This is a genomic window from Stutzerimonas xanthomarina DSM 18231 (genome assembly GCF_900129835.1).
Classification (GTDB): domain Bacteria; phylum Pseudomonadota; class Gammaproteobacteria; order Pseudomonadales; family Pseudomonadaceae; genus Stutzerimonas; species Stutzerimonas xanthomarina.
Map to the genome: position 1 here is coordinate 181,095 of NZ_FQXA01000001.1, position 26,623 is coordinate 207,717.

At 60.8% G+C, this 26,623-nt stretch carries 25 protein-coding genes; 12 read left to right on the plus strand and 13 right to left on the minus strand.

Annotated elements, in window-relative coordinates; genetic code table 11:
• The first annotated feature begins 506 nt into the window (after nucleotides 1–506).
• Nucleotides 507–1,457 (plus strand): adenosine deaminase, encoded by a 951-nt coding sequence (locus tag BUE09_RS00850; RefSeq protein WP_073298841.1) that lies wholly within the window; start codon nucleotides 507–509, stop codon nucleotides 1,455–1,457.
• Nucleotides 1,458–1,485: 28 nt separating this feature from the next.
• Here the strand turns inward: BUE09_RS00850 and BUE09_RS00855 are convergent, their stop codons facing one another.
• Nucleotides 1,486–2,403 carry a LysR family transcriptional regulator gene (locus BUE09_RS00855; RefSeq protein ID WP_073298842.1) on the minus strand — a complete coding sequence of 306 codons (918 nt, stop codon included), beginning with the start codon at nucleotides 2,401–2,403 and terminating at the stop codon, nucleotides 1,486–1,488.
• A 107-nt stretch (nucleotides 2,404–2,510) separates the two neighbouring features.
• Between BUE09_RS00855 and BUE09_RS00860 the strand changes: the two genes are divergently transcribed.
• On the plus strand, nucleotides 2,511–3,524 hold the full coding sequence (locus tag BUE09_RS00860) for a zinc-binding alcohol dehydrogenase family protein (protein ID WP_073298843.1): 1,014 nt from the start codon (nucleotides 2,511–2,513) through the stop codon (nucleotides 3,522–3,524).
• 16 nt (nucleotides 3,525–3,540) lie between these two features.
• On the opposite strand, the gene BUE09_RS00865 is transcribed toward BUE09_RS00860, so the two are convergent.
• Nucleotides 3,541–4,734 carry a Bcr/CflA family multidrug efflux MFS transporter gene (locus BUE09_RS00865; protein ID WP_073298844.1) on the minus strand — a complete coding sequence of 398 codons (1,194 nt, stop codon included), beginning with the start codon at nucleotides 4,732–4,734 and terminating at the stop codon, nucleotides 3,541–3,543.
• Between the two features lie 207 nt (nucleotides 4,735–4,941).
• On the opposite strand from BUE09_RS00865, the gene BUE09_RS00870 reads away from it, so the two are divergent.
• Nucleotides 4,942–5,571, plus strand: coding sequence for a TetR family transcriptional regulator (locus BUE09_RS00870; RefSeq protein WP_073298845.1), 630 nt, complete (start codon nucleotides 4,942–4,944; stop codon nucleotides 5,569–5,571).
• Between the two features lie 36 nt (nucleotides 5,572–5,607).
• On the opposite strand, the gene BUE09_RS00875 is transcribed toward BUE09_RS00870, so the two are convergent.
• On the minus strand, nucleotides 5,608–5,799 hold the full coding sequence (locus BUE09_RS00875; RefSeq protein ID WP_073298846.1) for a heavy-metal-associated domain-containing protein: 192 nt from the start codon (nucleotides 5,797–5,799) through the stop codon (nucleotides 5,608–5,610).
• A gap of 154 nt (nucleotides 5,800–5,953) precedes the next feature.
• Here BUE09_RS00875 and BUE09_RS00880 point away from each other — a divergent pair, with 154 nt between their 5' ends.
• Entirely contained in the window at nucleotides 5,954–8,335 is a 2,382-nt protein-coding gene (locus BUE09_RS00880) for a heavy metal translocating P-type ATPase (protein WP_073298847.1), read from the plus strand.
• 95 nt (nucleotides 8,336–8,430) lie between these two features.
• The gene (cueR, locus tag BUE09_RS00885) at nucleotides 8,431–8,856 is read left to right on the plus strand and encodes a Cu(I)-responsive transcriptional regulator (protein ID WP_073299455.1); all 426 of its coding nucleotides are present in this window, start codon (nucleotides 8,431–8,433) and stop codon (nucleotides 8,854–8,856) included.
• Between the two features lie 67 nt (nucleotides 8,857–8,923).
• Here the strand turns inward: cueR and bfr are convergent, their stop codons facing one another.
• Nucleotides 8,924–9,391 (minus strand): bacterioferritin, encoded by a 468-nt coding sequence (gene bfr, locus BUE09_RS00890; RefSeq protein WP_073298848.1) that lies wholly within the window; start codon nucleotides 9,389–9,391, stop codon nucleotides 8,924–8,926.
• 294 nt (nucleotides 9,392–9,685) lie between these two features.
• Nucleotides 9,686–10,576 (minus strand): PA4780 family RIO1-like protein kinase, encoded by an 891-nt coding sequence (locus BUE09_RS00895; RefSeq protein ID WP_073298849.1) that lies wholly within the window; start codon nucleotides 10,574–10,576, stop codon nucleotides 9,686–9,688.
• Between the two features lie 158 nt (nucleotides 10,577–10,734).
• Between BUE09_RS00895 and ada the strand changes: the two genes are divergently transcribed.
• From ada to BUE09_RS00910, 3 genes are read left to right on the plus strand one after another with little or no spacing between them, the layout of a single operon-like run.
• Nucleotides 10,735–11,772, plus strand: coding sequence for a bifunctional DNA-binding transcriptional regulator/O6-methylguanine-DNA methyltransferase Ada (gene ada, locus BUE09_RS00900; protein ID WP_073298850.1), 1,038 nt, complete (start codon nucleotides 10,735–10,737; stop codon nucleotides 11,770–11,772).
• A gap of 51 nt (nucleotides 11,773–11,823) precedes the next feature.
• Nucleotides 11,824–12,069, plus strand: a complete 246-nt coding sequence (locus tag BUE09_RS00905; protein ID WP_073298851.1) for a hypothetical protein — start codon at nucleotides 11,824–11,826, stop codon at nucleotides 12,067–12,069.
• A gap of 31 nt (nucleotides 12,070–12,100) precedes the next feature.
• Nucleotides 12,101–12,880, plus strand: coding sequence for a TatD family hydrolase (locus tag BUE09_RS00910; protein WP_073298852.1), 780 nt, complete (start codon nucleotides 12,101–12,103; stop codon nucleotides 12,878–12,880).
• A 47-nt stretch (nucleotides 12,881–12,927) separates the two neighbouring features.
• Here BUE09_RS00910 and BUE09_RS00915 read toward each other — a convergent pair whose 3' ends face one another.
• The 4 genes from BUE09_RS00915 to nfi form a co-directional block, all read right to left on the minus strand.
• Nucleotides 12,928–14,958: a methyl-accepting chemotaxis protein gene (locus BUE09_RS00915; protein WP_073298853.1), complete on the minus strand. Its 2,031-nt coding sequence runs from the start codon at nucleotides 14,956–14,958 to the stop codon at nucleotides 12,928–12,930.
• 225 nt (nucleotides 14,959–15,183) lie between these two features.
• Nucleotides 15,184–16,020, minus strand: coding sequence for a regulatory signaling modulator protein AmpE (gene ampE / locus BUE09_RS00920; protein ID WP_073298854.1), 837 nt, complete (start codon nucleotides 16,018–16,020; stop codon nucleotides 15,184–15,186).
• A 23-nt stretch (nucleotides 16,021–16,043) separates the two neighbouring features.
• Entirely contained in the window at nucleotides 16,044–16,595 is a 552-nt protein-coding gene (gene ampD / locus BUE09_RS00925) for a 1,6-anhydro-N-acetylmuramyl-L-alanine amidase AmpD (protein ID WP_073298855.1), read from the minus strand.
• Nucleotides 16,596–16,664: 69 nt separating this feature from the next.
• Nucleotides 16,665–17,390 carry a deoxyribonuclease V gene (nfi, locus tag BUE09_RS00930; RefSeq protein ID WP_073298856.1) on the minus strand — a complete coding sequence of 242 codons (726 nt, stop codon included), beginning with the start codon at nucleotides 17,388–17,390 and terminating at the stop codon, nucleotides 16,665–16,667.
• A gap of 165 nt (nucleotides 17,391–17,555) precedes the next feature.
• Here nfi and BUE09_RS00935 point away from each other — a divergent pair, with 165 nt between their 5' ends.
• Nucleotides 17,556–18,548 (plus strand): GlxA family transcriptional regulator, encoded by a 993-nt coding sequence (locus BUE09_RS00935; RefSeq protein ID WP_073298857.1) that lies wholly within the window; start codon nucleotides 17,556–17,558, stop codon nucleotides 18,546–18,548.
• 192 nt (nucleotides 18,549–18,740) lie between these two features.
• On the opposite strand, the gene zapE is transcribed toward BUE09_RS00935, so the two are convergent.
• The 3 genes from zapE to BUE09_RS00950 all read right to left on the minus strand — a co-directional run bounded on the left by zapE (nucleotide 18,741) and on the right by BUE09_RS00950 (nucleotide 22,083).
• Entirely contained in the window at nucleotides 18,741–19,835 is a 1,095-nt protein-coding gene (zapE, locus tag BUE09_RS00940) for a cell division protein ZapE (RefSeq protein WP_073298858.1), read from the minus strand.
• A 148-nt stretch (nucleotides 19,836–19,983) separates the two neighbouring features.
• Nucleotides 19,984–21,342 carry a tryptophan--tRNA ligase gene (locus BUE09_RS00945; protein ID WP_073298859.1) on the minus strand — a complete coding sequence of 453 codons (1,359 nt, stop codon included), beginning with the start codon at nucleotides 21,340–21,342 and terminating at the stop codon, nucleotides 19,984–19,986.
• A gap of 105 nt (nucleotides 21,343–21,447) precedes the next feature.
• Nucleotides 21,448–22,083 carry an alpha/beta hydrolase gene (locus BUE09_RS00950; protein WP_073298860.1) on the minus strand — a complete coding sequence of 212 codons (636 nt, stop codon included), beginning with the start codon at nucleotides 22,081–22,083 and terminating at the stop codon, nucleotides 21,448–21,450.
• Nucleotides 22,084–22,329: 246 nt separating this feature from the next.
• Here BUE09_RS00950 and BUE09_RS00955 point away from each other — a divergent pair, with 246 nt between their 5' ends.
• Entirely contained in the window at nucleotides 22,330–22,761 is a 432-nt protein-coding gene (locus BUE09_RS00955) for a Z-ring associated ZapG family protein (protein WP_073299456.1), read from the plus strand.
• A 38-nt stretch (nucleotides 22,762–22,799) separates the two neighbouring features.
• Here the strand turns inward: BUE09_RS00955 and nadC are convergent, their stop codons facing one another.
• Nucleotides 22,800–23,648, minus strand: a complete 849-nt coding sequence (nadC, locus tag BUE09_RS00960) for a carboxylating nicotinate-nucleotide diphosphorylase (protein ID WP_073298861.1) — start codon at nucleotides 23,646–23,648, stop codon at nucleotides 22,800–22,802.
• A gap of 335 nt (nucleotides 23,649–23,983) precedes the next feature.
• On the opposite strand from nadC, the gene BUE09_RS00965 reads away from it, so the two are divergent.
• Nucleotides 23,984–26,272, plus strand: coding sequence for a DUF1631 domain-containing protein (locus BUE09_RS00965; protein ID WP_073298862.1), 2,289 nt, complete (start codon nucleotides 23,984–23,986; stop codon nucleotides 26,270–26,272).
• Between the two features lie 161 nt (nucleotides 26,273–26,433).
• The gene (locus tag BUE09_RS00970) at nucleotides 26,434–26,607 is read left to right on the plus strand and encodes a DUF3094 family protein (RefSeq protein WP_073298863.1); all 174 of its coding nucleotides are present in this window, start codon (nucleotides 26,434–26,436) and stop codon (nucleotides 26,605–26,607) included.
• Nucleotides 26,608–26,623: the final 16 nt, after the last annotated feature.

Sequence of the window (26,623 nt, forward strand, 5' to 3'; positions counted from 1 at the left end):
TGCCCTGACGGCGCGTCTCCTTTAAAGGCCGCGCTTGCGACAGCAAAGCGCGGTTTTTTTTGCCGCCAGGTTTTCCACCGTTTATGTGCATTAAATTGTGGATAACAACGTGAGCAAACCGACAACCCCAGCCCTGGCGCGGCCTCGGCGAAGTCGCTCATTTTTTAACCAACGCCATAAGGCGGCCACCGTCGGCTACTAAAGCTACTGATTTTTCGAGCTTTTTTACCATTCCAAGAACGCCAGAGCTGCGATTTCAAATCGCCACTATTGATCCATCTGGTTATCCGCAATCACCGTGGACAAGTTTGTGGATAACCGTTGGGCTGACGACTGTCAGGCCCGTCTGGTCTCGCCTGGGGCAATTTGCTCACTTTTTGAACAAGCCGAGCGGTTAGCAAGCGAGCGGCACAGCGCAACGGGTGATCTGTTGGCTGCTGATAGTTGACGTTGGGGTCAATTCGCCCAACATGATTAAATGCAATTTTTCCAGACGGGGGTTCCCCATGTACGACTGGCTCAACGCCTTGCCTAAAGCCGAGCTTCATCTGCATCTCGAAGGCTCGCTCGAACCGGAGCTTCTGTTCCGCCTGGCCGAACGCAACAAGATCGTTCTCCCCTGGGACAACGTCGATGCGCTGCGCAGCGCTTACAACTTCGGCAACCTGCAGGAATTTCTCGATCTTTATTACGCCGGGGCGGACGTGCTGCGCACCGAGCAGGATTTTTACGACCTGACATGGGCTTACCTGCAGAAGTGCGAAGAGCAAAACGTCGTCCACACCGAGCCCTTCTATGATCCCCAAACCCACACTGAACGCGGTATCCCGTTCGAAGTCGCCATGCGCGGCATCAGCGACGCCCTGGCTGACGGGCGCGAGTTGCTCGGTATCAGCAGCGGACTGATCCTGAGTTTTTTGCGCCACCTGCCAGAGGAAGCAGCATTCAAGACGCTGGAACAGGCGATGCCGTTCCGCGATGCGTTCTTTGCGGTCGGGCTGGACAGTTCAGAAATGGGTCATCCGCCGAGCAAGTTCGAGCGCGTCTTTGCCAAGGCCCGTGCCGAAGGCTTCCTCGCCGTGGCTCATGCCGGTGAGGAAGGCCCGCCGGCATACATCTGGGAAGCGCTGGACCTGCTCAAGGTCAGCCGCATCGACCACGGCGTGCGTGCAGCGGAAGACCCCAAACTGATCCAGCGCCTGATTGACGAGCAGATCCCACTCACCGTCTGCCCACTGTCCAACACCAAGCTTCGCGTGTTCGATGACATGAGCCAGCACAACATTTTGCAGATGCTGGAGCAAGGCGTGAAGGTGACAGTGAACTCGGACGACCCGGCCTATTTCGGCGGCTACGTCACCGAAAACTTCATGGCTCTGCATGAAAGCCTGGGGATGACCGAAGAACAGGCGCGCCGTTTGGCGCAGAACAGCCTCGACGCACGTTTGGCCAAGTGATCGATAGGGGCCGCCGCCGCGCGGCCCGTTAACTCGAAAAAGGAGCCAGCTGCATCAGCACCTGGCAACGCTCGACCAAATGTTCGCGCAACAGCCGCACCCGCTCGCCCAGATGCGCACGATGGGCGCAGATCAGGTTCAGTGGCGCCGGCTCGCCCAGCAGCTCCGGCAGCAGCACGACTAATCGCCCCATCTGCACATCCTGAGCGATGTCCAGCCAGGATTTGTACACCACACCCTGCCCCGTCAGCGCCCAGCGCCGCACCACATCGGCGTCATCGCTGATGCGATCCCCACTGACCGCTTGTTCCAACTGACGGCGACCGTCACTGAAACACCAGCGTTCGTGCACCCGTCCCGCCAGCATGAAGCGCAAGCAGTTATGGTCGGCAAGTTCGGCAAGCGAGCGCGGCGATCCGTGTACGCCGAGGTAGCCCGGCGAGGCGCACAGCACTCGCCTGTTTGTTGCAGCTACCGATAGCGCCACCAGGCTGGAGTCTTCCGGCAGTCCGTAGCGCAGCGCGACATCGACCGGCTGTCGAAACAGATCGGCGTTGCGATCGGCCAATAACAGCCGAAGGCTTAAACGTGGGTGCTGCAGCTGAAACTCGTCCAGCCAGGGAAGGAGCACATTGCGGCCGAAGTCTGACGGTGCCGACAGCTGCAGCGTGCCGCTGATGCTCGCTTTACCGCCCGCTAGCAGCTGTTGACCCTCGATCAGACTCTGCAAGGCTGAACGCGCGTGGGGCAGATAGGCCTCGCCGTCGTCGGTCAGTCTCAGGCTCCGGGTCGAACGCACCAGCAAACGACAGCCCAATTGCACTTCCAGTCGCTTGAGCGCCGCGCTGGCAACCGCCGGCGACAATTCCAGCTGCCGAGCAGCGGCCGACAGACTCCCCAGTTCAGCGGTCAGCACGAATACCTGCAGGTCATCGCTGCGCAGCATTTTCAATATTCCGTTGAAAGAGTCTCTGCGAAATATGCGGTTTTTCATCGCAGCGCGAAAGCCGAACATGGCGGTATTGAATGCTCAGTTCTAGAAGGAGACCCACGATGAAAGCCATCGGCTACCAACAATGCCTGTCCATCGACGATCCGCGTTCACTGCTGGATATCGAACTGCCCGAGCCCACGCCCGGCCCGCGCGACCTGCTAGTCGAGGTCTGCGCCATTTCGGTGAACCCGGTGGATACCAAGATCCGCATGCGGGTGCAGCCGGAGGCCGGCGGGCATCAGGTGCTCGGCTGGGATGTCGCCGGTGTGGTGCGCGCGGTGGGCAGTGACGTCAGCCTGTTTCAGCCCGGCGATGAAGTGTTCTACGCCGGCGCGCTGGATCGCCCGGGTGCCAACAGCGAACTGCACCTCGTCGATGAGCGCATCGTCGGGCGCAAGCCAGCCACCCTTGGGTTTGCCGATGCAGCAGCCTTGCCGCTGACCTCGATCACCGCGTGGGAGCTGCTGTTCGAACGCTTGCAGATAGGCGAAGGAAAGCAAGACCGCGATCAGCGCCTGCTCGTCATTGGCGCAGCAGGTGGGGTCGGCTCGATCCTCACGCAGCTGGCGCGTCAGCTGACCGGGCTCCAGGTCATCGGCACAGCTTCGCGCAGCGATACCCAAGCCTGGGTGCGCGAACTGGGCGCGCATGAAGTGATCGATCACAGCCAGCCGCTGGCCGCCGAGCTGCAGCGTCTGGGCATCAATGACGTGACCCACGTCGCGAGCCTGACCCATACCGATACGCACCTGCCGCAGATTGTCGAAGCGCTGCGGCCACAAGGTCGCCTGGCGTTGATCGATGACCCGGCGAGCCTCGACATCAGCCTGCTCAAGCGCAAGAGCCTGTCGCTGCACTGGGAGTTCATGTACACCCGTTCGCTGTTCCAGACGCCTGACATGATTGCGCAGCACCAACTGCTCAACCGGGTCGCGGAGCTGATCGACACCGGCGTGCTCAGGACCACCCTGGGTGAGCACTACGGCACCATCAACGCCGAGAATCTGCGCCGCGCCCATGCCTTCATCGAGAGCGGCAAGGCCAAAGGCAAGATCGTCCTCGAAGGATTCTGACGGATGCGGGACCGCCTCAGGACGAGGCGGTCTCGCTGCGCGATAGGCTGCTCTGGCCGGTATACCAGGCCAGGCACGCCGCCAGGCCAGCACACACGGTAATGGCCGAGGCCATCGGTACGGCTGTGCCGTTGTGCATCCACCCCACAGCTGCCGATGCGAAGGCGGCGACACAGAACTGCATGCTGCCCATCAACGCCGACGCCAAGCCTGCCTGCTTGCCCTGCTTCGCCATGGCGCAGGCGGTCGCGTTGGGCAGGATGCTGCCAAGGCTCGCCAGGCCGGCAAACAAGGGAATCAACAACGGCCACAGCGCCTCCGGCTTGCTCAGCGCAATCAACAGCAACGCCGCGCCGCAGGCGAAGTAGAGCCAGACCAGGCGCCGCAGCCAGAAACCCGGGCCGCGCAGACGCAACAACCTTGCATTGATCTGCGAGATGAGGATGAATCCTGCCGCATTGCTACCGAACAGCCAGCCGTAGTGCTCGGCCGGAACGCCGTAGAGCTCGATGAAGACGAAGGGTGAACCGGCGATATAGGCAAACATTCCGGCCATCGCTACACCGCCGGCCAGCGCAAAGGCGATGAATTCGCGGTCACGAAACAACGTGACGTAGCGGCCAAGTGTTCCGCGCAAGGCGTGTCTGGGTGCATCGGCCGATAAGGTTTCCGGCAGCCGCAGCGCGACCGCAACGCCGCACAGCGCGCTGAAAACCGTCAGCGAGACGAAGATCGCCTGCCAGCCGAACGCGTTCATCAGCAGCCCGCCTGCCAGCGGCGCAAGGATCGGTGCCAGCCCCATCACCAGCATCAACTGGGAAAAAACTTTGGCGCCCTGCACCGGATCGCACCAGTCACGCACCACCGCGCGGGTCACCACGATGCCGGCGCAGCCACCCAGCGCCTGGATAAAACGCGCCGCGATCAACAAGTCCAGCGACGGAGCGAACGCGCACGCCAGCGATGCCAGGGTAAACAACGTCACGCCCGCAAGCAGCGGCCAGCGCCGTCCATACCGATCCGCCAGCGGCCCGTAGACCAACTGACCGAGAGCCAAGCCGATGAAGTAGGCCGCCAGCGACAGCTGTACGTGCTCCACATCCGTGCCAAAAGCACGTGCCATCGCGGGAAATGCGGGCAGATAGAAATCGATGGCCAGCGGGCCGAAGGCACTAAGCGCGCCCAGAATGAGCAGAATCGGAAGGGGCATGAACAAAAACTCGCGAAGCGGAAAAAGCCGAAACGTCGACGCGCAGCGAAGCGGCGGCCGAGATCGAACGTTTACAGAGAAGCTGAGATGCTGTTACATACACAGACGATTGTAAACATCAGAAGTTGCAGAAGTTGAAGGACGAACTCCGCATCGCCCGCCGCCAAGGCCCTTATTCATGCAGCGTCAGGCTGCCGTAGCCCTCACATGCGAAGAACCAAAGAAGACGCCGAAAAGACCCGTGTAGCTCTGCTCGCTTCCGCCGAGCGCCTGTTTCTGGACAAAGGCGTGGCCCATACCAGCCTCGACCAGATCGCGCGGGATGCCGGCGTGACGCGCGGCGCTGTCTACTGGCACTTCCAGAACAAGGCGCACCTGTTTCACGAAATGCTCAACCAGGTTCGCCTCCCACCGGAGCAGATGGCCGAGCGCTTGTGCAGTTGCACCCAGCAGCAACCGCTGCGGGTGTTGCGTGAGCTCTGCGTTGAGGGAATCAGCGCATTGGGCCGGGACGAACAGAAACGTCGGGTCATGACGATCCTCCTGCACCGCTGCGAATTCACTGATGAACTCCGCGAAGCCGAAGAACGCCACCATGCGTTCATCAATCTGTTTATCGACCTGTGCGAGAAGCTGCTGGAAAGCGCCGCCGCGAACCTGTACCCGGGCGTGACGCCCCGTCTGGCCGCGCGAACGCTGCACGCATTGATCTTAGGGCTGTTCAGTGACTGGACACGTGACCCGACCCTGTTCGATCCCGAAAAGGATTGCGCCGCACTGATCGATCCGGTTTTCCGTGGTCTGGTGAAGGACTGGGGGAGCCCAGCCTCCGAATGAAGCGAAGGCGCGGCAGCAAGCGCTGCCGCGGGTCAGCTACCGAACCTCGTAGCCTTCCTCCTTGATTGCCGCGCTGATCGTTGCTTCGTCGAGACTGCTGTCGACCCGCACCACACCCGCATCCAGATCCACGTCTACCTTGGCAGCGCCATCTCGCGACTGGATTGCTTGAGTCACCGCGCGCTGGCAATGGGCGCAGGTCATGCCTTTCACATTGAATGTCTGCATCTAAATCTCCTGTCCGTTTGAAACCGCGATGGTCATGCTCAACCTTGCCACACCGGGAAGGTCAATAGCTTGGCTGCGACACTTCATGGCTCGACTTGACCTTGCCATTAGGTGAAGGTTGAGTATCGACACATCAGCCAATCCGGAGCAACCGATGAACAGTGCAACCTACACCCTGCCAATCGCCGGCATGACCTGCGCCAGCTGCGCCGGACGGGTCGAGCGCGCCCTGCTCAAGGTGCCCGGCGTCGCCAGCGCGACTGTAAACCTTGCCGCTGAGCAGGTGCGGGTGGAAGCCGACGACGCCGATCTCGCCAGGCTGGTGCAGGCGATAGAAAAAGCCGGTTACGGCGTGCCGGTGCAAACTCTGGAGCTGGCTATCGAAGGCATGACCTGCGCCAGCTGCGTCGGCCGCGTTGAACGAGCGCTATTGAAAGTGCCAGGCGTGCGCAGCGCCTCGGTGAATCTAGCCAACGAACGCGCCCGTATCGAGGTGCTCGGTGCGATTGATTCGGCGGTACTGGTCGCGGCAGTGGAAGCCGCTGGCTATCAGGCCCAGATCAGCAGCGATAGTGAGCCCGCCACTGACCGGAGCGAAAGCCGGCTGCGCCGTGAACGCTGGGCCGTGATCGCGGCGCTACTGTTGGCCGCGCCGCTCGTCATCCCGATGTTTGGCGACCTGCTGGGGCTGCACTGGATGTTGCCGCCCTGGATGCAGTTCGTGCTCGCTACACCGGTGCAGTTCATTGTTGGTGCGCGTTTCTATGTGGCAGGCTGGAAGGCCGTACGGGCCGGCACTGGCAACATGGATCTGCTGGTCGCGATCGGCACCAGCGCAGGCTATGGCCTAAGCCTCTACCAGTGGTGGGCCGCAGAGGCTGGGCAGATGCCGCATCTGTATTTCGAAGCGTCCGCTGTGGTAATCGCGCTCGTCCTGCTGGGCAAGTACCTCGAAAGCCGCGCCAAGCGCCAGACCAGCGCCGCTATCCGGGCACTGGAAGCGCTCAGGCCGGATCGTGCGGTACGCGTTGTCGACGGCCGTGAAGAGGATGTCGCCATCGCCGCGCTGCGGTTGGACGATCTGGTACTGGTCAAGCCTGGCGAGCGCTTCCCGGTAGACGGCGAAGTGGTCGAAGGCGAAAGCCAGGCCGACGAAGCCCTGATCAGCGGCGAAAGCCTGCCGGTAGCGAAGGCGCCGGGTGACAGCATCACCGGCGGCGCGATCAACGGTGAAGGCCGGTTGCTGGTACGCACAACGGCACTGGGCGGCGAAACGGTGCTGGCACGCATCATCCGCCTGGTCGAAGACGCCCAGGCGGCCAAGGCACCTATTCAGAAGCTGGTGGACAAAGTCAGCCAGGTATTCGTCCCGGCGGTGCTAGTCATCGCCCTGCTAACCCTGGCGGGATGGCTGTTTGTCGGCGCGCCGGCTGAAGTCGCACTGATCAACGCGGTTGCCGTGCTGGTCATTGCCTGTCCCTGTGCACTCGGGCTCGCGACGCCCGCTGCGATCATGGCCGGCACTGGTGTCGCCGCACGCCACGGCATTCTGATCAAGGACGCTGAAGCGCTGGAGGTCGCCCATTCCGTGACGGCGGTCGCCTTCGACAAGACCGGAACCTTGACTTCGGGCAAACCGCGCATCGTTCATCTGCATGCGGTCGATGGTAACGAATCCGCGCTGTTGCAACAGGCCGGTGCACTGCAACGCGGCAGCGAACACCCGCTAGCGCAGGCGGTGCTGGACCGCTGCGCGGAGCAAGACTTGACAGTAGCCAACGTGGATCGGAGCCAGTCGCTCACCGGGCGCGGCATCGCCGGCGACCTCGACGGCCGCTCGCTGGCGCTGGGCAACCACCGGCTGCTGGACGACAGCGGCCTGCAGCCGGGCGAGCTGGCGGGCAAAGCCGAAGCCTGGGAAAGCGAAGGCCGCACGCTGTCCTGGCTGATCGAAACGGCACCTCAACCGCATGTGCTTGGCCTGTTTGCCTTTGGTGACAGCCTCAAGGACGGCGCTGCGGACGCCATCACCGCCCTCAATGCACGGCATATTCGCAGCCATCTGATCACCGGTGACAACCGCGGCAGCGCTCGCGTGGTGGCCGAGGCGCTGCAGATCGACAGCGTGCATGCCGAAGTGCTGCCGGCGGACAAGGCGGCCACGGTTGCCGAGTTGAAAAAAGGCGGCGCGGTGGTGGCGATGGTCGGCGACGGCATCAACGACGCCCCAGCCTTGGCCGCCGCCGATGTCGGCATCGCCATGGGCGGCGGCACGGATGTCGCCATGCATGCGGCGGGGATCACTCTGATGCGCGGTGATCCCAGGCTGGTGCCGGCTGCGCTGGAGATCAGCCGCCGCACCTATCGCAAGATTCAGCAGAACCTGTTCTGGGCGTTCATCTACAACCTGGTGGGCATTCCGCTGGCAGCCTTCGGTTTTCTCAGTCCGGTCGTGGCAGGCGCGGCGATGGCTTTGTCGAGTGTCAGCGTGGTCAGCAACGCGCTGCTGCTCAAGCGCTGGAAGCCGGAGGAATGATGGGTGTGCCGCGGTCAGCCCGCCCTGCGGTTGAGTGCAGCGGCACCAAGGCCTCTTCGAACGACAATTGCAACCCGACACCCTTGGACCTCAGCATGAACATCGGCCAAGCAGCAAAAAAAAGCGGATTGTCAGCCAAGATGATTCGCTACTACGAGTCCATCGACCTGATCTCGCCTGCCGGACGCAGCGCCAACGGCTACCGCCACTATGGAGAGGAAGACCTGCACCGCCTCGCGTTCATCAAGCGCTCGCGGGATATGGGCTTCTCGTTGGAAGAAGTGAGCAAGTTGCTCAGGCTCTGGCAGGACCGCCAGCGCGCCAGCGCCGATGTTAAAGCTGTCGCTGGTGCGCATATCGAAGCGCTCAATCAGAAGATTGCCGAACTGGTGGGGTTACGCGACACCCTGCAGGAACTGGTCGACACCTGCCACGGTGATGACCGGCCGGACTGTCCCATCCTCAAGGACTTGGAATCCGGTGGGTGCTGCTCGTCGAGTGCACCCCATAAGCGCAGCTGAACGGGGCACCACCGCTTGTCCACCAAGGAAACACAAGGCCAGGCATCGCGCCGGGCCTCATGATCAATCAGCTGGCCTGCGATTGCAGGTAGTTTTGCAGCCCGATGCGGTCGATCATGCCGAGCTGCTGCTCCAGCCAGTAGGCGTGATCTTCTTCGGTGTCCAGCAGCTGCAACTCAAGCATTTCACGCGTCTGATAATCGTCGTGCTGCTCGGCCAGAGTGATGCCCTTGGCCAGGGCTTCGCGCACCTTGTATTCAAGTGCCAGATCGGCGCGCAGCATCTCGGGGACGGTCTGGCCTGGATGAATTGCTTCAGGCGTCATGTCCGGGGTGCCTTCGAGGAACAGGATGCGTTTGAGCAGCGCATCGGCGTGCTCGGTTTCCTCCTCCATCTCGTGGTTAATCCGCTCGTAGAGCTTGGTAAATCCCCAGTCGGCATACATCCGCGAGTGCAGGAAATACTGATCACGCGCGGCCAGCTCCCCACGTAGCAGTTCTTTCAGATATTCGATGACCTGTGGCTGACCTTGCATTGTGACTCTCTCCTGCCCCTGACGTTTGAACGCCGGGCAATGATACGCCCAATCCGCGGCTGATTGACCGCGGCCCCCTTTCCGCAGCAACACCGGCTGACCCGAGGTTGCTTCAGCATAGGCCGAATTCCCGAGCCAGAGCGTAGTTCTGTTGAACCTGTCGCAGCGCCCCGTAATATCGCGACATCTTGCTCGCCGCCACCCACCGAGCGCCAGGCGGAGCCATGGTCGCGAGCACGTTGGCTCCTGCGAAACGTCTCTTCGTAACGACGCCTAGGCTGCCGGTCGATGAGATCAGTTACGCATCCATGGCGGCGTCGGCGGTTCGTCGCTGGGCTCATCCGTGGCATTGCGTAGCGCTTCCTTGCGCGCCTGATCGGCAAGTGTCGCCTTGATTTCGCGCATGACCGCGTCGAGATCGGCGGCATCTTCCGGCTCGGCAAATTCCCCAGTCAGCTCGGAATCCGGCGTCAGCTTGCCGTCCTCATACAGCGCCCACATTTCCTTGGCGTAGCGGGTAAACTTTAGCTCTGGCGCAAACTGCCCGAAGTAGGCCGACATGTTGCCAACGTCCCGTTCGAGCATTTCAAACGCATGGTTATTGCCAGCCGCATCCACCGCTTGAGGTAGGTCGATGATGACCGGGCCGTGCTCGTCAAGCAGCACGTTGAATTCGGACAGGTCACCGTGAACCAGGCCGGCGCAAAGCATCTTCACCACTTCGCCGATCATGAAGGCATGGAATTCACGCGCATCGTCAGGGTGCAGATCGACATCATTCAGGCGCGGTGCAGCATCGCCATCCTCGCCCGAGATCATTTCCATCAACAGCACGCCATCGAGGAAGTCGTACGGCTTGGGCACGCGCACGCCAGCGTCTGCCAGCCTGAACAAGGCGGCCACTTCGGCGTTCTGCCAGTTTTCCTCTTTTTCCTTGCGCCCGTGTTTGGAACCCTTGGCCATGGCGCGGGCATCGCGGCTGCTGCGAACCTTGCGGCCTTCCTGATATTTGACAGCCTGCCTGAAGCTGCGGTTGTTGGCTTCCTTGTACACCTTGGCGCAACGCAGTTCTTCACCACAGCGCACTACATAGACTGCTGCCTCCTTGCCGCTCATGAGCGGGCGCAACACTTCGTCGATCAGCCCATCCTCGACCAACGGCTCGAGTCGTTTTGGCGTTTTCATCAGCGGCTTACAGACCCTTTTTGGCTATGCAGATCTGCAGGTTACGGCAATCGTCAGCAGGCTTCCATGCTCACTCGCAAGTTTGAAAGCGCACTGTGGATTGGCAATGGAACCGGCCACGGCGGACAATCCGAACCATTCACCCAGGGAGCACTGTGATGCTCGATTTTGATCACTGCTGGCAAGCGCTCAGCGACCGCGACGCGAGCTTCGATGGCCGCTTCGTGTTTGCCGTGCACTCGACACGCATATTCTGCCGACCGAGCTGTCCGGCGCGTCGCCCGCGGCGTGACGGCGTGAGTTTCTTCCAGCATGTCAGTGAGGCGGAAGCCGCCGGCTTTCGCGCTTGTCGTCGCTGTTCGCCGCAGGGTCAGAGCCTGGCCGAGCAGCTCGATGAACTGGTCATCGCCGCCTGTCGCTTGCTCGATGAAAGCGACGAGCCGATAACGCTGGATCAACTGGCTGGGCGCATCGGCCTGTCTTCTTCGCACCTGGCACGGGCCTTCAAGACTCGCACCGGTATGACGCCGCGCGCCTGGGCAGCCGCACGTCGGCGCGCGCGGCTGGAAATGCAGCTACCCGCTGCCGAATCGGTACTTGGCGCAGCCCTTGATGCGGGGTACGGCAGCACGCGTGGTGCCTATCAAAACGCCGCGGCACTCAGCCCAGCCCAGCGCAGGCGAAAGGCAGCGGGCGAAACCTTGCGATATGCCATCAGCCCATGCCCGCTCGGATTGCTGCTGATCGCCGCGAGCGACAAAGGCGTTTGCGCGCTGCTGTTCGGCGATGAAGAACAAGCCCTGCTTGACGAGCTTCATTCGCGTTTCTCGGCGGCCGAGCTGACACCTGATCAGACAGGACTGGGCGAGTGGCTAGACAGGATCGTGGCTCAGTTGAAAGAGCCGAGCCGAGCTGCACAGTTGCCCCTGGACTTGCGCGGCACCGCCTTTCAACAACAGGTGTGGCGGGCGCTGCAGCAGATTCCGTCGGGCGAGACCCGCCGCTACGGCGAGCTGGCCACCGAGCTCGGCAGCCACGCGCGCGCGGTCGCCCGGGCATGTGCCAGCAACCCCGTCGGCCTCTTGGTGCCCTGCCATCGCGTGGTCGGAGCTAACCAGGCGCTAACCGGCTATCGCTGGGGCGTCGAACGTAAGGGCGCGCTGCTCGAATCGGAGCGTGATGAATCGGGAGCCTGAGGAGGTTTCAGTGGTCGCATGCAGGACATGCCACCCCAAAAGAGCCCAGCCATGACCGAACTGAAGCGCTACCGCATCCACTACCTGATCAATGGCGAGCCTGCGTCATTGGCGATGAGCGCCTTCGAGGCACCTGCCATTGAGCAGGCCGAACTGGAGATCCTGTTGCATCACGTCAAGGAACCCCGCGCCAGCGTCGACGCGCCCTGGGAAATCCCGGAACGCGCCAGCGAGCACAGTCGGATGGCCGAGCTGGGCGTGAGCAACATCCAGATCGAAGAAGAATCGCACCGTTGAACCACACCGCCGTAAAAAGGAGGCAACTGCCGTGCCCTTGATCGACACTCACACCCACCTCGACTTCGCCCCCTTCGATGCCGACCGCGGTGAGGTGCTGGCCCGCTGCGCCAGCGTAGGTGTCGAACGGATCCTGGTGCTCGGCGTGCATCAGGCGAACTGGTACCGAGTCTGGCAGATGGCGCTGGAGCAGCCAGCCGTGTACGCCGCCCTGGGGCTGCACCCGGTTTTCCTGCAGGATCATCGACCGGAACACATCGACGCCTTGCGTGACTGGCTGCAGCGGTTGCGAGGCGAGGACAAGCTCTGCGCCATCGGGGAAATAGGCCTCGATTACTACATCGAGGACCCGGACAAGGATCGCCAGCAGCAGCTACTCGAAGCGCAGCTCGAACTGGCTAACGAATTCGAGTTGCCAGTGCTGCTGCATGTTCGCCGCGCTCACGCCGAGATGATCGCCACGCTCAAGCGCCACAAACTCAAGCGCACCGGTATCGCCCACGCCTTCAGCGGCAGCTGGGAAGAGGCTCGCGAGTACATCAAGCTGGGTTTCAAACTTGGACTGGGCGGCGCAGGAACCTGGCCTCAGGCGCATCGAATGCACCGGGTGCTGCAGCAGCTGCCACTCGACAGCATTGTCCTGGAAACCGACGCACCTGACATCACTCCCCACAGCCACGCTGGCCAGCGCAACAGCCCGGAATTCCTTCCGGACATCTGCCGTGAACTGGCCGAACTTCGCGGCATCAGTCCCGAGGAACTGGCCGAGTCGAGCTATCGCAACAGCTGCGAATTATTTGGCTGGAATTGACTGATCGATCTGCTCTGATTCGTTTCTCGATTGAGCCGAGAAAAGAATCAGACGCGGAACGCCCCGATCAATTGCTGCAGACGGCCAACCAGTTCGGTAAGTTCGCGACTCGCCTGCTCGGTGTGGCCGGCGCCTTCCGCGGTGCGCTGCCCAGCCTCATTGATCGAGACAATGTTGCGATCGATGTCGTGGGCGACAGCGGTCTGCTGCTCCGCGGCCGCAGCGATCTGCTGGTTCTGATCGACGATGACACCGACCGCACCAAGGATGTTCTCAAGCGCCTGCTGAACCTGTGCCGACTGGCTTACGGTCTCTTCTGCCATCGAATGGCTGGAGTGCATGGTCTTGACCGCCGCGCCGACCCCGCCCTGCAGGCGGCCAATCATCTGCTCGATCTCCTCGGTCGACTGCTGTGTGCGCTTGGCCAGGCTGCGCACTTCGTCTGCCACAACAGCGAAGCCGCGGCCCTGTTCACCTGCGCGTGCCGCCTCGATTGCGGCATTGAGCGCCAACAGGTTGGTCTGCTCGGCCACGCCCTTGATGACATCCAGCACCTGGCTGATGGCTTTGCTGTCGCTTGCCAGCTGATTGATCACAGTGACCGACTGTTCGATCTCTGCCGCTAGCAGACCGATGCCGCTTACCTGCGCTTCGACCAGAGTGCGACCGCTGACGGTTTCGTCGTTGACGCTCTGCGCGCTGCCCACTGCGGCTTCGGCGCTGCTGGCGACTTCCTGCGCAGTGGCTGACATCTCGTTCATTGCCGTGGCAACCTGCTCGATCTGCCCGCGCTGCTCGGACACCGTCTGGTTGCTCTCGCCAGAAACGGTTTCGACGCGCGAAGCCTGACGCTCCACCTCGCCCACCGTCTGCCCGACGCGCTCGATAAGTTCGCGGATCTTCGATACCGTCTCGTTGAACACCTGGCCCAGCTCACCCAGTTCGTCGCGGCTTTGCACCTTGAAACGTGCCGTCATGTCACCGGCGGCGACTTTATCCATGGTCGCGCCAAGGCTGCGCAACGACGCACGGGTCGATATGTAGAACGCGCTGTACAGGTAAACGACGAGCCCAAAGACCAACGCCAGCGCGATCAGCAGCAGCACCATCAGCAATTGCTTCTGCTCGAGGCGCTGTTCGAGCTCGTCATCGAGAAAACTGAGGATGGCGTCATTGAGCGCGTAGGTCTTCGCCATCTCGGCGCTGATCAGGTCGTAGAATTTATCCCAGGGCTGATCCAGGGCTTCGGCCATGATCACCTGATCCTGGAAGATGTCGCTGCTCGACTGCAGCGAGTCGCGGCTGGCCTTCGCCTGACCATCCAGTTGGCGCTGCGCGGCAGGGCTGCTGCCCAGCACATCCTGCAGCTGAGCAGCGTACTGCGCCTGCTGCTTCTCCAGCTCAAGCAAGAGGTCGTCCAGCTTGTTGCTGGCATCGGAGTTCAGGTAACCCTGGCCGAAGGTATAGGAGCCCACCGCCCGACCTTCACCAAGCGCAGCGGTGATGGATGGCGTCGCCGAAGTCAGAAGTTCGGAGAGCAGCCGTACGTCGCGCTGACTGTCCTGGCTCAAGCCCGACTGGCTAGCGATCAGCTTGATCATTACCTGGGCCTTGCCCAGCAAGGCACGGGCCATCGCAGCCTTGGCCTGCAGCGACTGCTGCGATTGTGCCTCACGCAGCGCGGCGTCCAGTTCATCCCGCCGTTGGTTGAATTCAGCGACCTGCTCGGGGTTGTCGCTGACCGGTGTCAGGCTCTGCATCCGGGCGGAAAGTTCTCGTTCCGCATTGGCCAGGCGCGTTACCAACGCCTGCACTTCACCGGTCTGGCCGATGATGCCTTCGATCTCGACCAGATCTTTCCAGTCTTCCATTTCCCGGCGCAGTTGCAATGCCGTGCCCAGCAGCTCAAGGCTGCGCAGCTCCGTACGTGTGCCGACAAACTCTCGGTACGAGTCGCGTACCAGATAGAAGTTGGTCAACAGCATGGGGACGAAAAAGAGCACGCTGATCAGGCTGAACTTCATGCCGAAGCTCAGACGGTTCATCAGGGCGATAGCCGGATACAACAGACTTTTCAAAAGACGTCTCCCAATTTTTGTTGTATTGCCGGCAGCGTCGAGGCTGCGACAGGGCTCGTCAGAGAATGGTGCGAGAAAACTTATACGGGATATCGGACGCGGCTTGTGTAACTTAAGGTAATGGCAGAGTGCCACCCCGGCAACTGGCAGAAGACACGCCGATTCCGGCATATCCACCACACTTATGCAGGACGTCCGCGGCTGACGCTGAGCGTTATCGACGCGTTAGAGAAACAGAATCCACAGCGCGATCGCTGCGTACCAGAGGATACGTGCGCGCACCAGCAAGGCGGCAAGGCTATCGAGCCGAACGACGCCGGCCTCTCCGACGTAGGATTCATCCAGATCGGCCGCGACCGGACCGACCTTGGCCAATAGCTGCGAGGCAGGCACGCCCCAGTGCAACAAGTCATCAAGGATGGCGCGATTGGCCGCGACGAAATTGCCGACCAAGCCAAAGCTGGCTGACAGCACACGCACCGGTAGCCAGTCGAAGGCATGCCTGAACTGCCCGGCCCGCTCGCGCACGGCCCCAGACTTGGCGTGTTCCAGGGTCAATCCCAGCAGCCTGTAGGCAAGCGCGGCCACGGGGCCGAGCAGCACGTACCAGAAGATCACCGCAAAGAACCCTTGATGGCTGCGCCAGAGCAGCTGTGCTTCCACAGCACGCAGCAGGCCCGGAGCATCCGTCGCACTGAGCCCCAGATCACGTTCGGCGACCAGCGCAGCGGCTTCGTCATCGCCACGACGCCAGGCATCGCGGAACGGCCCGAGCTCGCGCTTGCTCTGGCCGCGACCAAGGCTGTAGAGCAGCACCAGCAGATGCAAGGGCAGGCTTAGCCAGCCATAGGCCAGCGGCTCGAGCGCCAGCAACAGCATGCCAAGCAACAGCACAGGCAGCAGCACCAGAAAGAACAGGCTCAGCCATGGCCCATGTCTGGCCTGGGCACCGCCCTCGATGCGCGCCAGCAAGCGCAGCCAAGGCTGGTCATCCTGTACCACTCGCCGCCAATCGGTAAGCTTATCGATGACGAGCGCCAGGAACACCACGAGAAAAATCATCTATCGAATCCTGTCAGGGTCGTTCAGGCAACGATCGAGGCCGCGCGCAAACGCTGCCAATCGAATGCGGGACCGGGGTCGGTCTTGCGACCCGGCGCGATATCGCTATGGCCACAGACCCGCTCCGGCGTGATTGCCGGATAGGCTTGCTGAAGCAGGCGGCACAGAGAAGTCAGACTGTCGTACTGGGCTTCGCTGAATGGCATTTCGTCAGTACCCTCCAGCTCGATGCCAAGCGAGAAATCGTTGCAGCTTTGCCGATCACCGAAGCACGACACACCGGCGTGCCACGCGCGATGAAGGCAGGAGACGAATTGCGTAATCGCGCCGTCACGTTCGATCAGGAAGTGCGCGGACACCTGCAGGTTCGCTATTTCGGCAAAGAAGGGATGCTCGTCACAGGGCAGACAGTTCTGGAAGAACTGCTGGACTTTTCCGGTTCCAAACTGGCCCGGTGGCAGACTGATGTTGTGAATGACCAGCAGGGAAATCTCGCCATCCGGACGCGGGTTGAAGTTGGGCGAAGGGCAATGGCTAATGCCTCGGCACCATCCTGTCGCATGATCCAACTGCATCGCGGCGAAACCTGATTGAGCGGGGCTTGCAGGCTAGCGCTTGCAGCCGCCCCGCTGCAAGCAGCCAGGTTATTCCAGATTCATCACCTGCTGAGGAGCCGCGCGCTTCTCATCCCGACGCGAAGCCAGGCGGTCGGCCAGGCGCGTCGGTTCAGGCAGGCGATAGCGGGTGACATACCGCATGACCAGTTGCGGTGCGGTTTCCAGACTGACGCGGTTGCCCGGTGAAATAATCAACGGGCGTACCTTGTCTTTGCTGCGCAGCACGGTACCGATAATCCTGCCGGTCTTGTCTACAAGATCAACCTGTTCGCCACGCTGCTCGCCGAGCGGCTGATGCAGGCCGGTAAGAATTTTTTTTGCCACGCCGATAGTCGGCAGGCCGGTAACAACCCCCAGATGAGCCGCAATGCCGAGGTAGCGCGGATGTGCGATGCCATGCCCATCAGAAAAAATCAGATCGGGCGTCTGATCGAGGGATTCGAGTGCTTGCAGCACGGCGGGCAATTCACGAAACGACAACAGCCCCGGAATGTAGGGCATGCAGGTCGGAATCCGTGCCAGCGCCTGTGCCAGCGGCTCGAGGGTTTCGGCATCGAGAAGAACCGCAGCGGCACGGGTAATCTTGCCACCGTCTTCGAAGCCGACATCGACGCCGGCGATCAGCTTTAACGGACCGAAGTCGTCGGTCAGTACAACCTTGCCAGCCAGCTGGTTCTGGATCTCGCGCGCGGCGGCGGTGTTTCCATCCCAGCCGCGAAAGTCGGCACGAGGTAGTGGTGTATGTGCGGTCATGGTGCCCCTCTTTGCCTGATCAGACGGTCAACCGTACGTGCGGTTCCACGATCCATCCTAGATTGGGACTGGACAGTCAGGTAAAAAAATAAGACGCTCCCGCCGAACCGCGGCAGTTTCACCCTCATCAGCCCAACAATAACAACTGGAACAGCCTGACCACGCATGCTCACCGCCCCTCCATTGAAACGTATCAGCATTCTGGCCACAGACGGTGTGTTCGCATCCACCCTGTTGCATGCCAAAGACTTCTTCCACATGGCCAGCTTGCGCTACGGCAAACAGCTGGGGCTCGATCTCAACCCAGCCTTCGAGACCTCATTGGTCAGCCCGGACGGGCGCTCGGTCAGTACATTCAGCGGACCGTGCATTGAGGTGGACAGCGCCCTGGATGACGCAGACGCCGTGATTCTGCCGGCGTTCTGGGGCGACTTTGACGCGATCAGCCAACGCTATCCGCAGGTGTCACGCTGGTTACAGGAGCGGCATGCGGCCGGCAGCGCTATCTGCGGCGAGGCCAGCGGGGCCTTCTGGATGGCTGAAGCCGGGTTGCTCGACGGCCGCGAAGGCACGACCCATTGGCGTTTCGCTCAGGAATTTGTCGCACGCTTTCCGCGTGTGCTGTTCACCCAGGAAAAGCATCTGACCGACAGCGACAATCTTTACTGTGCGGGTGGCACCACATCAGCCTGTGACCTGTATATCCATCTGGTCGAACGCTTTTGCGGCGCACATATCGCTCAGGGCATGGCGCGGGACATTCTGTTCGAGGTCCGACGCAACTACAGCCCAGGGAGAATTGGTTTTGGCGGACAGAAGCTGCACCTGGATACCCGCGTCCTGCAAATTCAGGAATGGCTCGAGGAGCATTTTGCGGAGAAATTTCGTTTCGAAGACGTGGCGCGCGATCACGGCATGAGCATCCGCAACTTCATGCGACGGTTTCAAACGGCGACTGGCGACAAGCCCCTGCACTATCTCCAGCGATTGCGCATCGAAACGGCGAAGAACCTGCTCTCCACCACCCGCAAAAGCATCAAGACCATCAGCTACGAAGTGGGTTACGACGACGCGAGCTTCTTTGCCCGGCTGTTCCGTCAGCACACCGAATTGTCACCCAATCAATATCGGCAACAGTACCGGCATAAGAGCAGCTGAAGGAAGGACAGCGTCCGCTCCTGCCCGGGCAAATATTTGGAACGCCCATGTCGCTTTCCCCAGCGCACGCGGCGGGTTTCCCCCGCCCTACTTCACTGGGAGCTGGGAGCGAACTCGGCGGTTTCACCCGACACGTCGTGGTTTTTTTCGTTCAGCCTTCCAGCCTTCAGCGCGCCTGTCGGTTTAACGGCATCAGGGCTTGTGCGGACGCGCCAGATATTCGTGTGACTGCATCTCGAGCAGGCGGCTCAGGGTGCGCTGGAATTCAAATTCCAGACGTCCGCCGGCGTATAAGTCCTTGAGCTCGACTTCAGCGGAAAGGATCAACTTGACGTTACGGTCGTAGAACTCGTCCACCATGTTGATGAAGCGACGCGCCATGTCGTCTTTGGAGACGTCCATCCGCTCGATGTTGGAAACCAGTACTGCATCGAAGATCTTGCCCAGCTCGATGTAGTCGTTCTGGCTACGCGGGCCATCGCAGAGTTCGCGAAACTCGAACCAAGCCACGCCACTGGCCACTTTGCGCGCGACGATCTCGCGGTTCTCGATCATTAGCGCTTCGTTTTCCTGAATCCGGCACTGCTCGGCCAGCAGACTGCGGAAGCTCTTCTCCAGACTTTTCTCGGCATCGGCATCGAGCGGAAAGTGATAGAGCTCGGCTTGCTCCAGCGCGCGCAGACGGTAATCGATGCCGCTGTCGACGTTGACGATTTCGGTGTGTTTTTTTAACAACTCAATCGCCGGCAGGAAGCGTGCACGTTGCAGGCCATCCTTGTAGAGACCGTCCGGCACGATGTTGGAGGTTGCGACCAGGCTGACACCGTTCTTGAACAGTTCTTCGAGCAGTGTCGCGAGAATCATCGCGTCGGTAATATCCGAGACGAAGAACTCATCGAAACAGATCACTCGCGACTCATCCGCAAAGCGCTTGCCGATGATGGTCAGTGGGTTCTTCTCGCCCTTGAGCGTACGCATCTCTTCGTGCACGCGTTTCATGAAACGGTGAAAGTGCGTACGGGTCTTCTGCTCGAATGGCAGCGCATCGAAGAAGGTGTCGACCAGATAGGTCTTACCGCGACCAACGCCGCCCCAGAAGTACAGCCCTTTCACCGGTTCCGGGTTCTTCTTGCCGAACAGCTTGCCGAGCAGCCCGGACTTGTTGCGGTCATCGGTGATCAGGTCGTCATACAGACGCTGCAGATGACGCACCGCGGTTTCCTGGGCGGCATCGTGGAAGAAGTCAGGACGTTTCAGGTCTGCCTGATAGCGCTCAAGAGGGGTCATGGCGGGGTCTGGGTAGTGAAACGGGGCCGACACTTTAGCCGCGCCCTCGGTGGTTGGCAATTTACGCAGGTCGTTCAATCGCGGGAGCCTCGCATGAGATCAGCAGGGACGCGCCGACTACACTGTATCGGCCCATCCACTGCGGGAATTACGCAGCAAGTGTCGCCAATGCCTGACGCAGGCGCAGCATGGCGGCTTCGAGAGTCTGTTCATCGGCGTAGCTGGGGCTGTCAGCGATACATTCACCAGCCAGCCACAACGTGAATTGATTTCCTTCATCGGCTCGGAGTTCCAGCGCATCCACGCCTTGCGCTACTAGCCGTTGGCTGAGCGAGCCAACGGTCTTGGGATCGCTGAACGGCCGTGACAGCAGCAACTCTTCACCGTCGGCAGCAAAAAACCGGAAACGGAAACTGCCGTCAGTTTCGCGGAAGCTGGCGAAGCGAGCAGCCTTGCCGCCTTTTTTCTTCACCGGTGCGGCACTGGCCACTTCGCTGCGGAAGTTGCGCAGCCCCACCGACTCCCGCAGTTCACCGAGGAACGGCGTGGCGACCTTCCTTGCCTTGGCGGCGCCGGCCTGAAGGATATCCTCCAGCTCTCCGGGGCGCTGCATCAGAGCGTGATAGCGCTCGCGCGCCTCGCCGAGCTCGCAATCAAGCAGATCGAACAGACGCTGCTTGGCCTCGCCCCAGGCCAGGCCGTCGAACAATTCTGCGCGAAACTCAGCCAGCTGCGCCGGGCTGGCGAACGCCTGGTAAATCGTGAACAGGTGAGAGTTGTCTGGATCTTTCGGCTCACCGGGCAACTTCGAGTCAGTCACGATGCGCGCAATCGTGCTCTTGAGCTGCTTGGCGCTGGCAAACAACGGGATAGTGTTGTCGTAGCTCTTGGACATCTTGCGCCCATCGAGCCCGGGCAGCGTCGCCACACCTTCCTCGATTACCGCAGCGGGAAGGGTGAACAGCTCCTTGCCCTTGCCAAACAGGTGGTTGAAGCGCTGGCCGATGTCACGCGCCATTTCCACATGCTGAATCTGATCACGCCCGACCGGCACCTTGTGTGCGTTGAACATGAGAATGTCGGCCGCCATCAACACGGGATAGCTGAACAGTCCCATGGTGATACCCGCATCCGGGTCCTCACCCAGCTCGACATTCTTGTCTACCGATGCCTTGTAGGCATGGGCTCGGTTCAGCAGGCCTTTGCCAGCGACGCAGGTCAGCAACCAGGTCAGCTCGGGGATCTCGGGGATGTCAGATTGCCGATAGAACGTAACCCGTTCGGCATCAAGTCCACAGGCCAGCCATGTGGCAGCGATTTCCAGACGCGACTGCTGGATGCGCAGCGGGTCGTCGCACTTGATCAGCGCATGATAATCGGCAAGAAAGTAGAAGGAATCGGCATCGGCTTCCCGGCTGGCCACGATAGCCGGTCGGATGGCGCCGGCATAGTTGCCCAGATGGGGCGTGCCGGTAGTCGTGATACCGGTCAGGATTCGGGTTTTCATACGTTGTTCTCGATTCAGTCGACGCAAACGGCGAGCCAGCTGGCAGTTTGTTGAAAGGCAGAGAGGCCAGGGCAGTTCGCGACACGGTATGCGCAGCAGGTCAGCTCACACCTGACCCAATCGTGGCGCGACCAGCTCTTTCAGCTCCACCAGCTTGCCATGGAAAAAGTGCCCGCATTCTGCCACTTTCAACAGCTCGTGGGGACGCTGGAGCCCCGCGGAGAATGCATGCACGGAGGCTGGCTCGATAACCTCATCATCATCGGGCTGGATGATGGTCAACTCACAGCGTTCGGCCAATGGCTGATCTTCCAGGCGCGAGACCGCCGGTGCGACCAGGATCAAACGATCCAAGGGTTCACCACGCGCTTCGACCCGACCCGCTAGCGCCGCAGCGACGAAGCCACCGAAGGAAAAACCCAACAGCGTCAGCGGCAGCTCCGGGTGCTGCGCCTGCAACCAGCGCAGCGCGGCCTCGGCGTCGCCGACCTCTCCAGTATTCATGTCATGGCTGCCAGCACTGCCGCCAACGCCGCGGAAGTTGAACCGAAGCGTGGCATAGCCTGCGTCGCGAGCCGTGCGCTGCAAGGTCGAAACCACCTTGTTGAGCATGGTCCCACCCTTGACCGGGTTGGGGTGACAGATCAACGCCAGTCCGCATGCTTCGGGCTGATCGAAATACAGGCCCTCCAGCACGCCGGCCGGACCCTCTATGGATATGGGGTTTTCACGTTTCAACAAAATAACTCCGTGACCTTGGGGCTAGTTGACTCGTCTTGCTTGCACCTGCGTGGTGATCGCCGGATCGAGTTGCGGTATACAGGGCAGGAACGAGACGTTAACGTATCAAGCCGTGGAAAAACCACCGCATCAGGCGGTGCAGCCCGCGGAAAGCAGCTGCGTCCCGGCCCGACAGTCGCCCTGCCCGACCGCCAGCGCAAGGTTTCGCTGCTGAACAGCACAGCCGTTTTTATAGAGGAAGTATTCGTGGAACAGACCTTCGCGACCTGGTTGCTCCCGATCGTCGGCGTGATCGTCGGCATCGTCATTGGTTACCTGATTGCGCGGAACAGCGCACCTAATAGCACGCAGCGCCAGGTGGACGATCTGCAGGAGCGCCTGGATACCTATCAAAGCGAAGTGGTTACCCATTTCAATACTACGGCCAGCTTGTTGCGCAAGCTGACCAACAGCTATCAGGACATGCAGGATCACCTGTCAGAGGGTGCGGACAAGCTGGCGCTCGACGAGCAGACTCGCCAGCGCTTGCTCGCGGCGCTGCATAGCGAGGAAAACCACAGTCATCGCGAACGTCTCAGTTCACCGACGTTCACCGAGCCGCCGAAGGATTACGCGCTCAAGGACGCGGACGTGCCCGGTACGCTGCACGAAAACTTCGGGCTGAAGAGCAAGCACTGAGCCTGGTCGGCGGCACTCGGTGCCGCCTCGTTATTGCGCTATTGCGTCAAGCGCATGGACAGATCGACCGCCCGCACATGCTTGGTCAAAGCGCCGATCGAAACATAGTCCACACCTGTCTCTGCAATCGCGCGCAGCGTACCGTCATCAATTCCTCCGGACGCCTCCAGCTTCGCTCGTCCCGCTGCCATGCCTACCGCTGCGCGCATGTCAGCCAGACTCAATTCATCAAGCATCACGACATCGGCGCCCGCACGTAGCGCCTGCTCCAGCTCTTCAAGGCTCTCGACTTCAACTTCTACGGGCTTGCCCGGAGCAATGCGATGCGCGGCCGTAACGGCTTCGGCAATCCCGCCACAGGCAGCGATGTGGTTTTCCTTGATCAGAAACGCGTCGTAAAGACCGAGTCGATGGTTATGGCAACCGCCACAGGTGACAGCGTACTTCTGTGCCAGACGCAACCCGGGAATAGTCTTGCGCGTATCGAGCAACTGCACACCGGTGCCTTCAACGAGGTCGGCATACTGTCGGCAACGGGTCGCAACCCCTGACAAGGTCTGCAGGAAATTCAGCGCGGTGCGTTCGCCACTTAGCAGCGCACGTGCGGGCCCTTCCAGCTGAAAAAGTACACGGTCAGCGGCAACCTGTTCGCCATCGGCTACCTGCCAGTGCACAGCTACCCGCGGATCAAGCTGCCGGAACACGGCATCGACCCAGGCCGTGCCACTGATGACAGCCGCCTCGCGGGTGATGATCTTCGCCTGGGCAAGGCGCTCTGCTGGAATCAACTGCGCAGTGATATCACCGGCGCCAAGGTCTTCGACCAGCGCGCGACGGACATTGGATTCAATTTCGGCGGAAAGATCCGCAAGAGTGAGATTGGTCACGAAGGGCTCCCATTTAATTAGCGAAAGTATACGGCGCGCATTGATCTGTCGCAGCGGCGAAAGAAGGGAACGTATGAGGCGGAAAAGGATTTACCCCTCACGTTTGCAGGGTTTTCTACCGCTCGAACGAATTCCGGGGAGCATCTGTGAGCTGCTTCATGTCCAAGACACAACCCAGAGTTCATTGCCGAACAAGACGCCTATAATCAGACGATAGATTGGCGCCATGTAAATGGCTATCTGCCACTACTTTACTAGCCGTTTCCCGCTATTCACTATCAGCGGCCTGACAAGTGTTGTTTGAGCGCCTTCAAAGCAGGCGACCGGAGCGATCCATGCGAACTGATGCGAATGTGGTGCACCTCAAGGCTGCCCCTGAGCAAAAGCAGACCTCAGCGGCAGGCAGACTTCCTGTCGCACTCATCAGTGTGCGCGACAAAGCCGCTCAGCAACTGCGTTTGGCGCTGCAGACACTGTTCGACAACGCTGACGACTCGCTTTTCGAGATTGCCGATCGCGCCACCAGTAATGCGGAACAGAACGCTTTTTTTGAAGCCATGCGCGACCTGCGCATGAAGCGCCGCGGGATCGAGCGCAGCTTCCTGCAACAGGTTTTCGAATCTTTTTCCAAGCTCAACCAGTACGAAATTGGCAAGCCGGCGCCGCAGGAAGCATCCTTTGAAAGCCTGGCGCTGGTGCAGAACGACGAACTGGAAGAGTCGGTTGCAATCGACACCATGGTCGCCAAAGTCATGAGCCGCGCCAGCCAGCCACTCAGCCACCTCACCACACGCATGAATGTGCTGGTGAGCAAGAAACTGGACGACAAGAACACCCCACTGGGTCCCCAGCAACTCTGCCAGTACTTTCTCGAGGCCTGCCGAAGCCTGGGCGTTGAGATCAAGGTCAAGCTGATCATTCTCAAGCTGTTCGAGCGCTACGTGCTGACAGATCTTGAGCAGCTTTATGCCGAATCCAACCAGGTACTGGTGGCGGCGAACGTTCTGCCGGAGTTGCAATCAGCGCAGCCACGCCGCTCGAGCCGCCCAGCCACGTCAGGAAACAGCCTTTCAAGGTCCGGCGCGGAATTCAGCGAACCATCCTCTTACGTTGATAGTGGCGTTCAGGAAGCCTTCGGAAGCCTGCAGGCATTGCTTTCAGAACTGCGCGGAAGTGCGCTGCCGGCACGCAACCTGCCCAGCGACGCCATCCCGATATCCAGCAACGATCTGATGCGGCTGCTCTCGCATTTGCAGTCACGTGCTCCGCTGCAGGTCGATGAATTCGACTTGCAGGGCCAACTCGAGCAATTGCTGCATCGCGTCAGTACCAGGAGCGGCAAATCACGTGTCGTCGGCGAAGTCGACGAGGATGTTATTAATCTGGTGTCGATGCTGTTCGAGTTCATTCTCGACGACCGCACCCTACCCGACTCATTCAAGGCATTGATTGGACGGCTGCAGATCCCCGTCCTGAAAGTCGCAGTCCTGGACAAGACCTTCTTCAGCCGCGGCAGCCACCCGGCCAGACGCCTGCTTAACGAGATCGCCTCAGCCGCAATGGGCTGGGCCGATCAGGATGAAGTCCAACGCGACAGCCTTTACCAGAAGATCGAGCAGATTGTGGCTCGCCTACTGAACGACTTCGTTGATGATCCCGCCATCTTCTCCGAACTGCTCGCTGATTTCCTCGCGTTCACTGGCGACGAGCGGCGCCGAAGCGAGCTGCTGGAGCAGCGTACGCGGGACGCCGAGGAAGGCCGCGCTAGGGCCGAAATGGCCCGCCAGGAGGTCGAGCATGCACTCAATCAGCGACTGCTCGGCAAAACACTGCCCGAGGTGGTTGTTCGACTGTTGCAAGAGGCGTGGAGCAAGGTTCTGCTGCTTACGTGCCTGAAACACGGCACCCAGTCGGAACAATGGCAGGCCGCGCTGGCCACCATGGATGATCTGATCTGGAGCGTTGCACCGCACGAGGACCTCGAATCGAGAGCACAATTGCTGGAGCTGGTTCCAAGCCTGCTGAAGAACCTCCGTGAAGGCCTGGTCAGTGCGGCGTTCGACCCTTTCTCCACCAGCGACTTCTTTACCCGACTCGAAGCGCTGCATGTGCAAACCCTGCAGCAGCTCAACCAGCCAACCAAACCTGCACCAGCCGGCGAATTGCTCGATCACAGCGATACCGCAGCCGAACAGAAGCTGGAGCTGCCACCGCGCGAAGATATTGCCAACGAGGCGGCGAGCCAGGCGATGGTCGAAGTCAACGAGGAGATTGTTCTACTCGCCCCTGGTGAAACCCGCGAACATGAGCCGGAAATCAACCTCGACGACAACGACGAAGCACTGACGCAGGTCGACAACCTGCGAGTCGGCAGTTGGGTCGAGTTTCAGGAAGACGAAGAGCACAAGCTCCGCTGCAAGCTCGCCGCAGTGATCAAGCCCACAGGCAAGTACATTTTCGTCAACCGTACCGGCATGAAGGTTCTGGAAAAAACCCGCATGGGCCTCGCAATAGAATTCCGTCGTGACGCCATCCGCCTGCTCAATGATGCCTTGCTCTTTGATCGGGCGCTGGAATCGGTGATCGGCAATCTCCGTAGTCTGAAAAACAACAACGGGCGCTAGATCAAGAGGGGTACTCGCCCCTCCTCTAACCTAGCTAATCGTCATGAGCACCCCGCACCGACTATCGACCCCGCCAAACCTGAGCCAATGCACCGATGTCGTCACGCTTGGCTTTTGCCCTCGCGCCGCTAGAATGCCTGCATCCCCTTTTCGAGGTGCGTATGTCCAGCCGCCTGAAACCTGAAGACCAGGAACGCGTTGATCGCTACCTCAGCGCGCCTCAGCACCAAGTCGAGCGCCGGCCTTTTCGGCCCTGGCTGCTCCTTGCGCTGGTTCTGGCGGTGGTTCTTGGCCTGGGCCTGCTGAGCCGCCTCCTGAGCCGCCTGGTCCTATGACCGCTACGATTGCCGC

Coding starts and splice junctions, on each gene's coding strand:
- BUE09_RS00860 (WP_073298843.1), top strand. CDS start 2,511: ATGAAAGCCATCGGCTACCAACAATGCCTGTCCATCGACGATCCGCGT.
- BUE09_RS00850 (WP_073298841.1), top strand. CDS start 507: ATGTACGACTGGCTCAACGCCTTGCCTAAAGCCGAGCTTCATCTGCAT.
- BUE09_RS00945 (WP_073298859.1), bottom strand. CDS start 21,342: ATGAAAACCCGAATCCTGACCGGTATCACGACTACCGGCACGCCCCAT.
- BUE09_RS00875 (WP_073298846.1), bottom strand. CDS start 5,799: ATGCAGACATTCAATGTGAAAGGCATGACCTGCGCCCATTGCCAGCGC.
- zapE (WP_073298858.1), bottom strand. CDS start 19,835: ATGACCCCTCTTGAGCGCTATCAGGCAGACCTGAAACGTCCTGACTTC.
- nfi (WP_073298856.1), bottom strand. CDS start 17,390: ATGACCGCACATACACCACTACCTCGTGCCGACTTTCGCGGCTGGGAT.
- ampD (WP_073298855.1), bottom strand. CDS start 16,595: ATGCAGTTGGATCATGCGACAGGATGGTGCCGAGGCATTAGCCATTGC.
- BUE09_RS00935 (WP_073298857.1), top strand. CDS start 17,556: ATGCTCACCGCCCCTCCATTGAAACGTATCAGCATTCTGGCCACAGAC.
- BUE09_RS00855 (WP_073298842.1), bottom strand. CDS start 2,403: ATGCTGCGCAGCGATGACCTGCAGGTATTCGTGCTGACCGCTGAACTG.
- BUE09_RS00905 (WP_073298851.1), top strand. CDS start 11,824: ATGACCGAACTGAAGCGCTACCGCATCCACTACCTGATCAATGGCGAG.
- BUE09_RS00865 (WP_073298844.1), bottom strand. CDS start 4,734: ATGCCCCTTCCGATTCTGCTCATTCTGGGCGCGCTTAGTGCCTTCGGC.
- BUE09_RS00965 (WP_073298862.1), top strand. CDS start 23,984: ATGCGAACTGATGCGAATGTGGTGCACCTCAAGGCTGCCCCTGAGCAA.
- ampE (WP_073298854.1), bottom strand. CDS start 16,020: ATGATTTTTCTCGTGGTGTTCCTGGCGCTCGTCATCGATAAGCTTACC.
- BUE09_RS00895 (WP_073298849.1), bottom strand. CDS start 10,576: ATGAAAACGCCAAAACGACTCGAGCCGTTGGTCGAGGATGGGCTGATC.
- BUE09_RS00970 (WP_073298863.1), top strand. CDS start 26,434: ATGTCCAGCCGCCTGAAACCTGAAGACCAGGAACGCGTTGATCGCTAC.
- ada (WP_073298850.1), top strand. CDS start 10,735: ATGCTCGATTTTGATCACTGCTGGCAAGCGCTCAGCGACCGCGACGCG.
- BUE09_RS00880 (WP_073298847.1), top strand. CDS start 5,954: ATGAACAGTGCAACCTACACCCTGCCAATCGCCGGCATGACCTGCGCC.
- BUE09_RS00870 (WP_073298845.1), top strand. CDS start 4,942: ATGCGAAGAACCAAAGAAGACGCCGAAAAGACCCGTGTAGCTCTGCTC.
- bfr (WP_073298848.1), bottom strand. CDS start 9,391: ATGCAAGGTCAGCCACAGGTCATCGAATATCTGAAAGAACTGCTACGT.
- cueR (WP_073299455.1), top strand. CDS start 8,431: ATGAACATCGGCCAAGCAGCAAAAAAAAGCGGATTGTCAGCCAAGATG.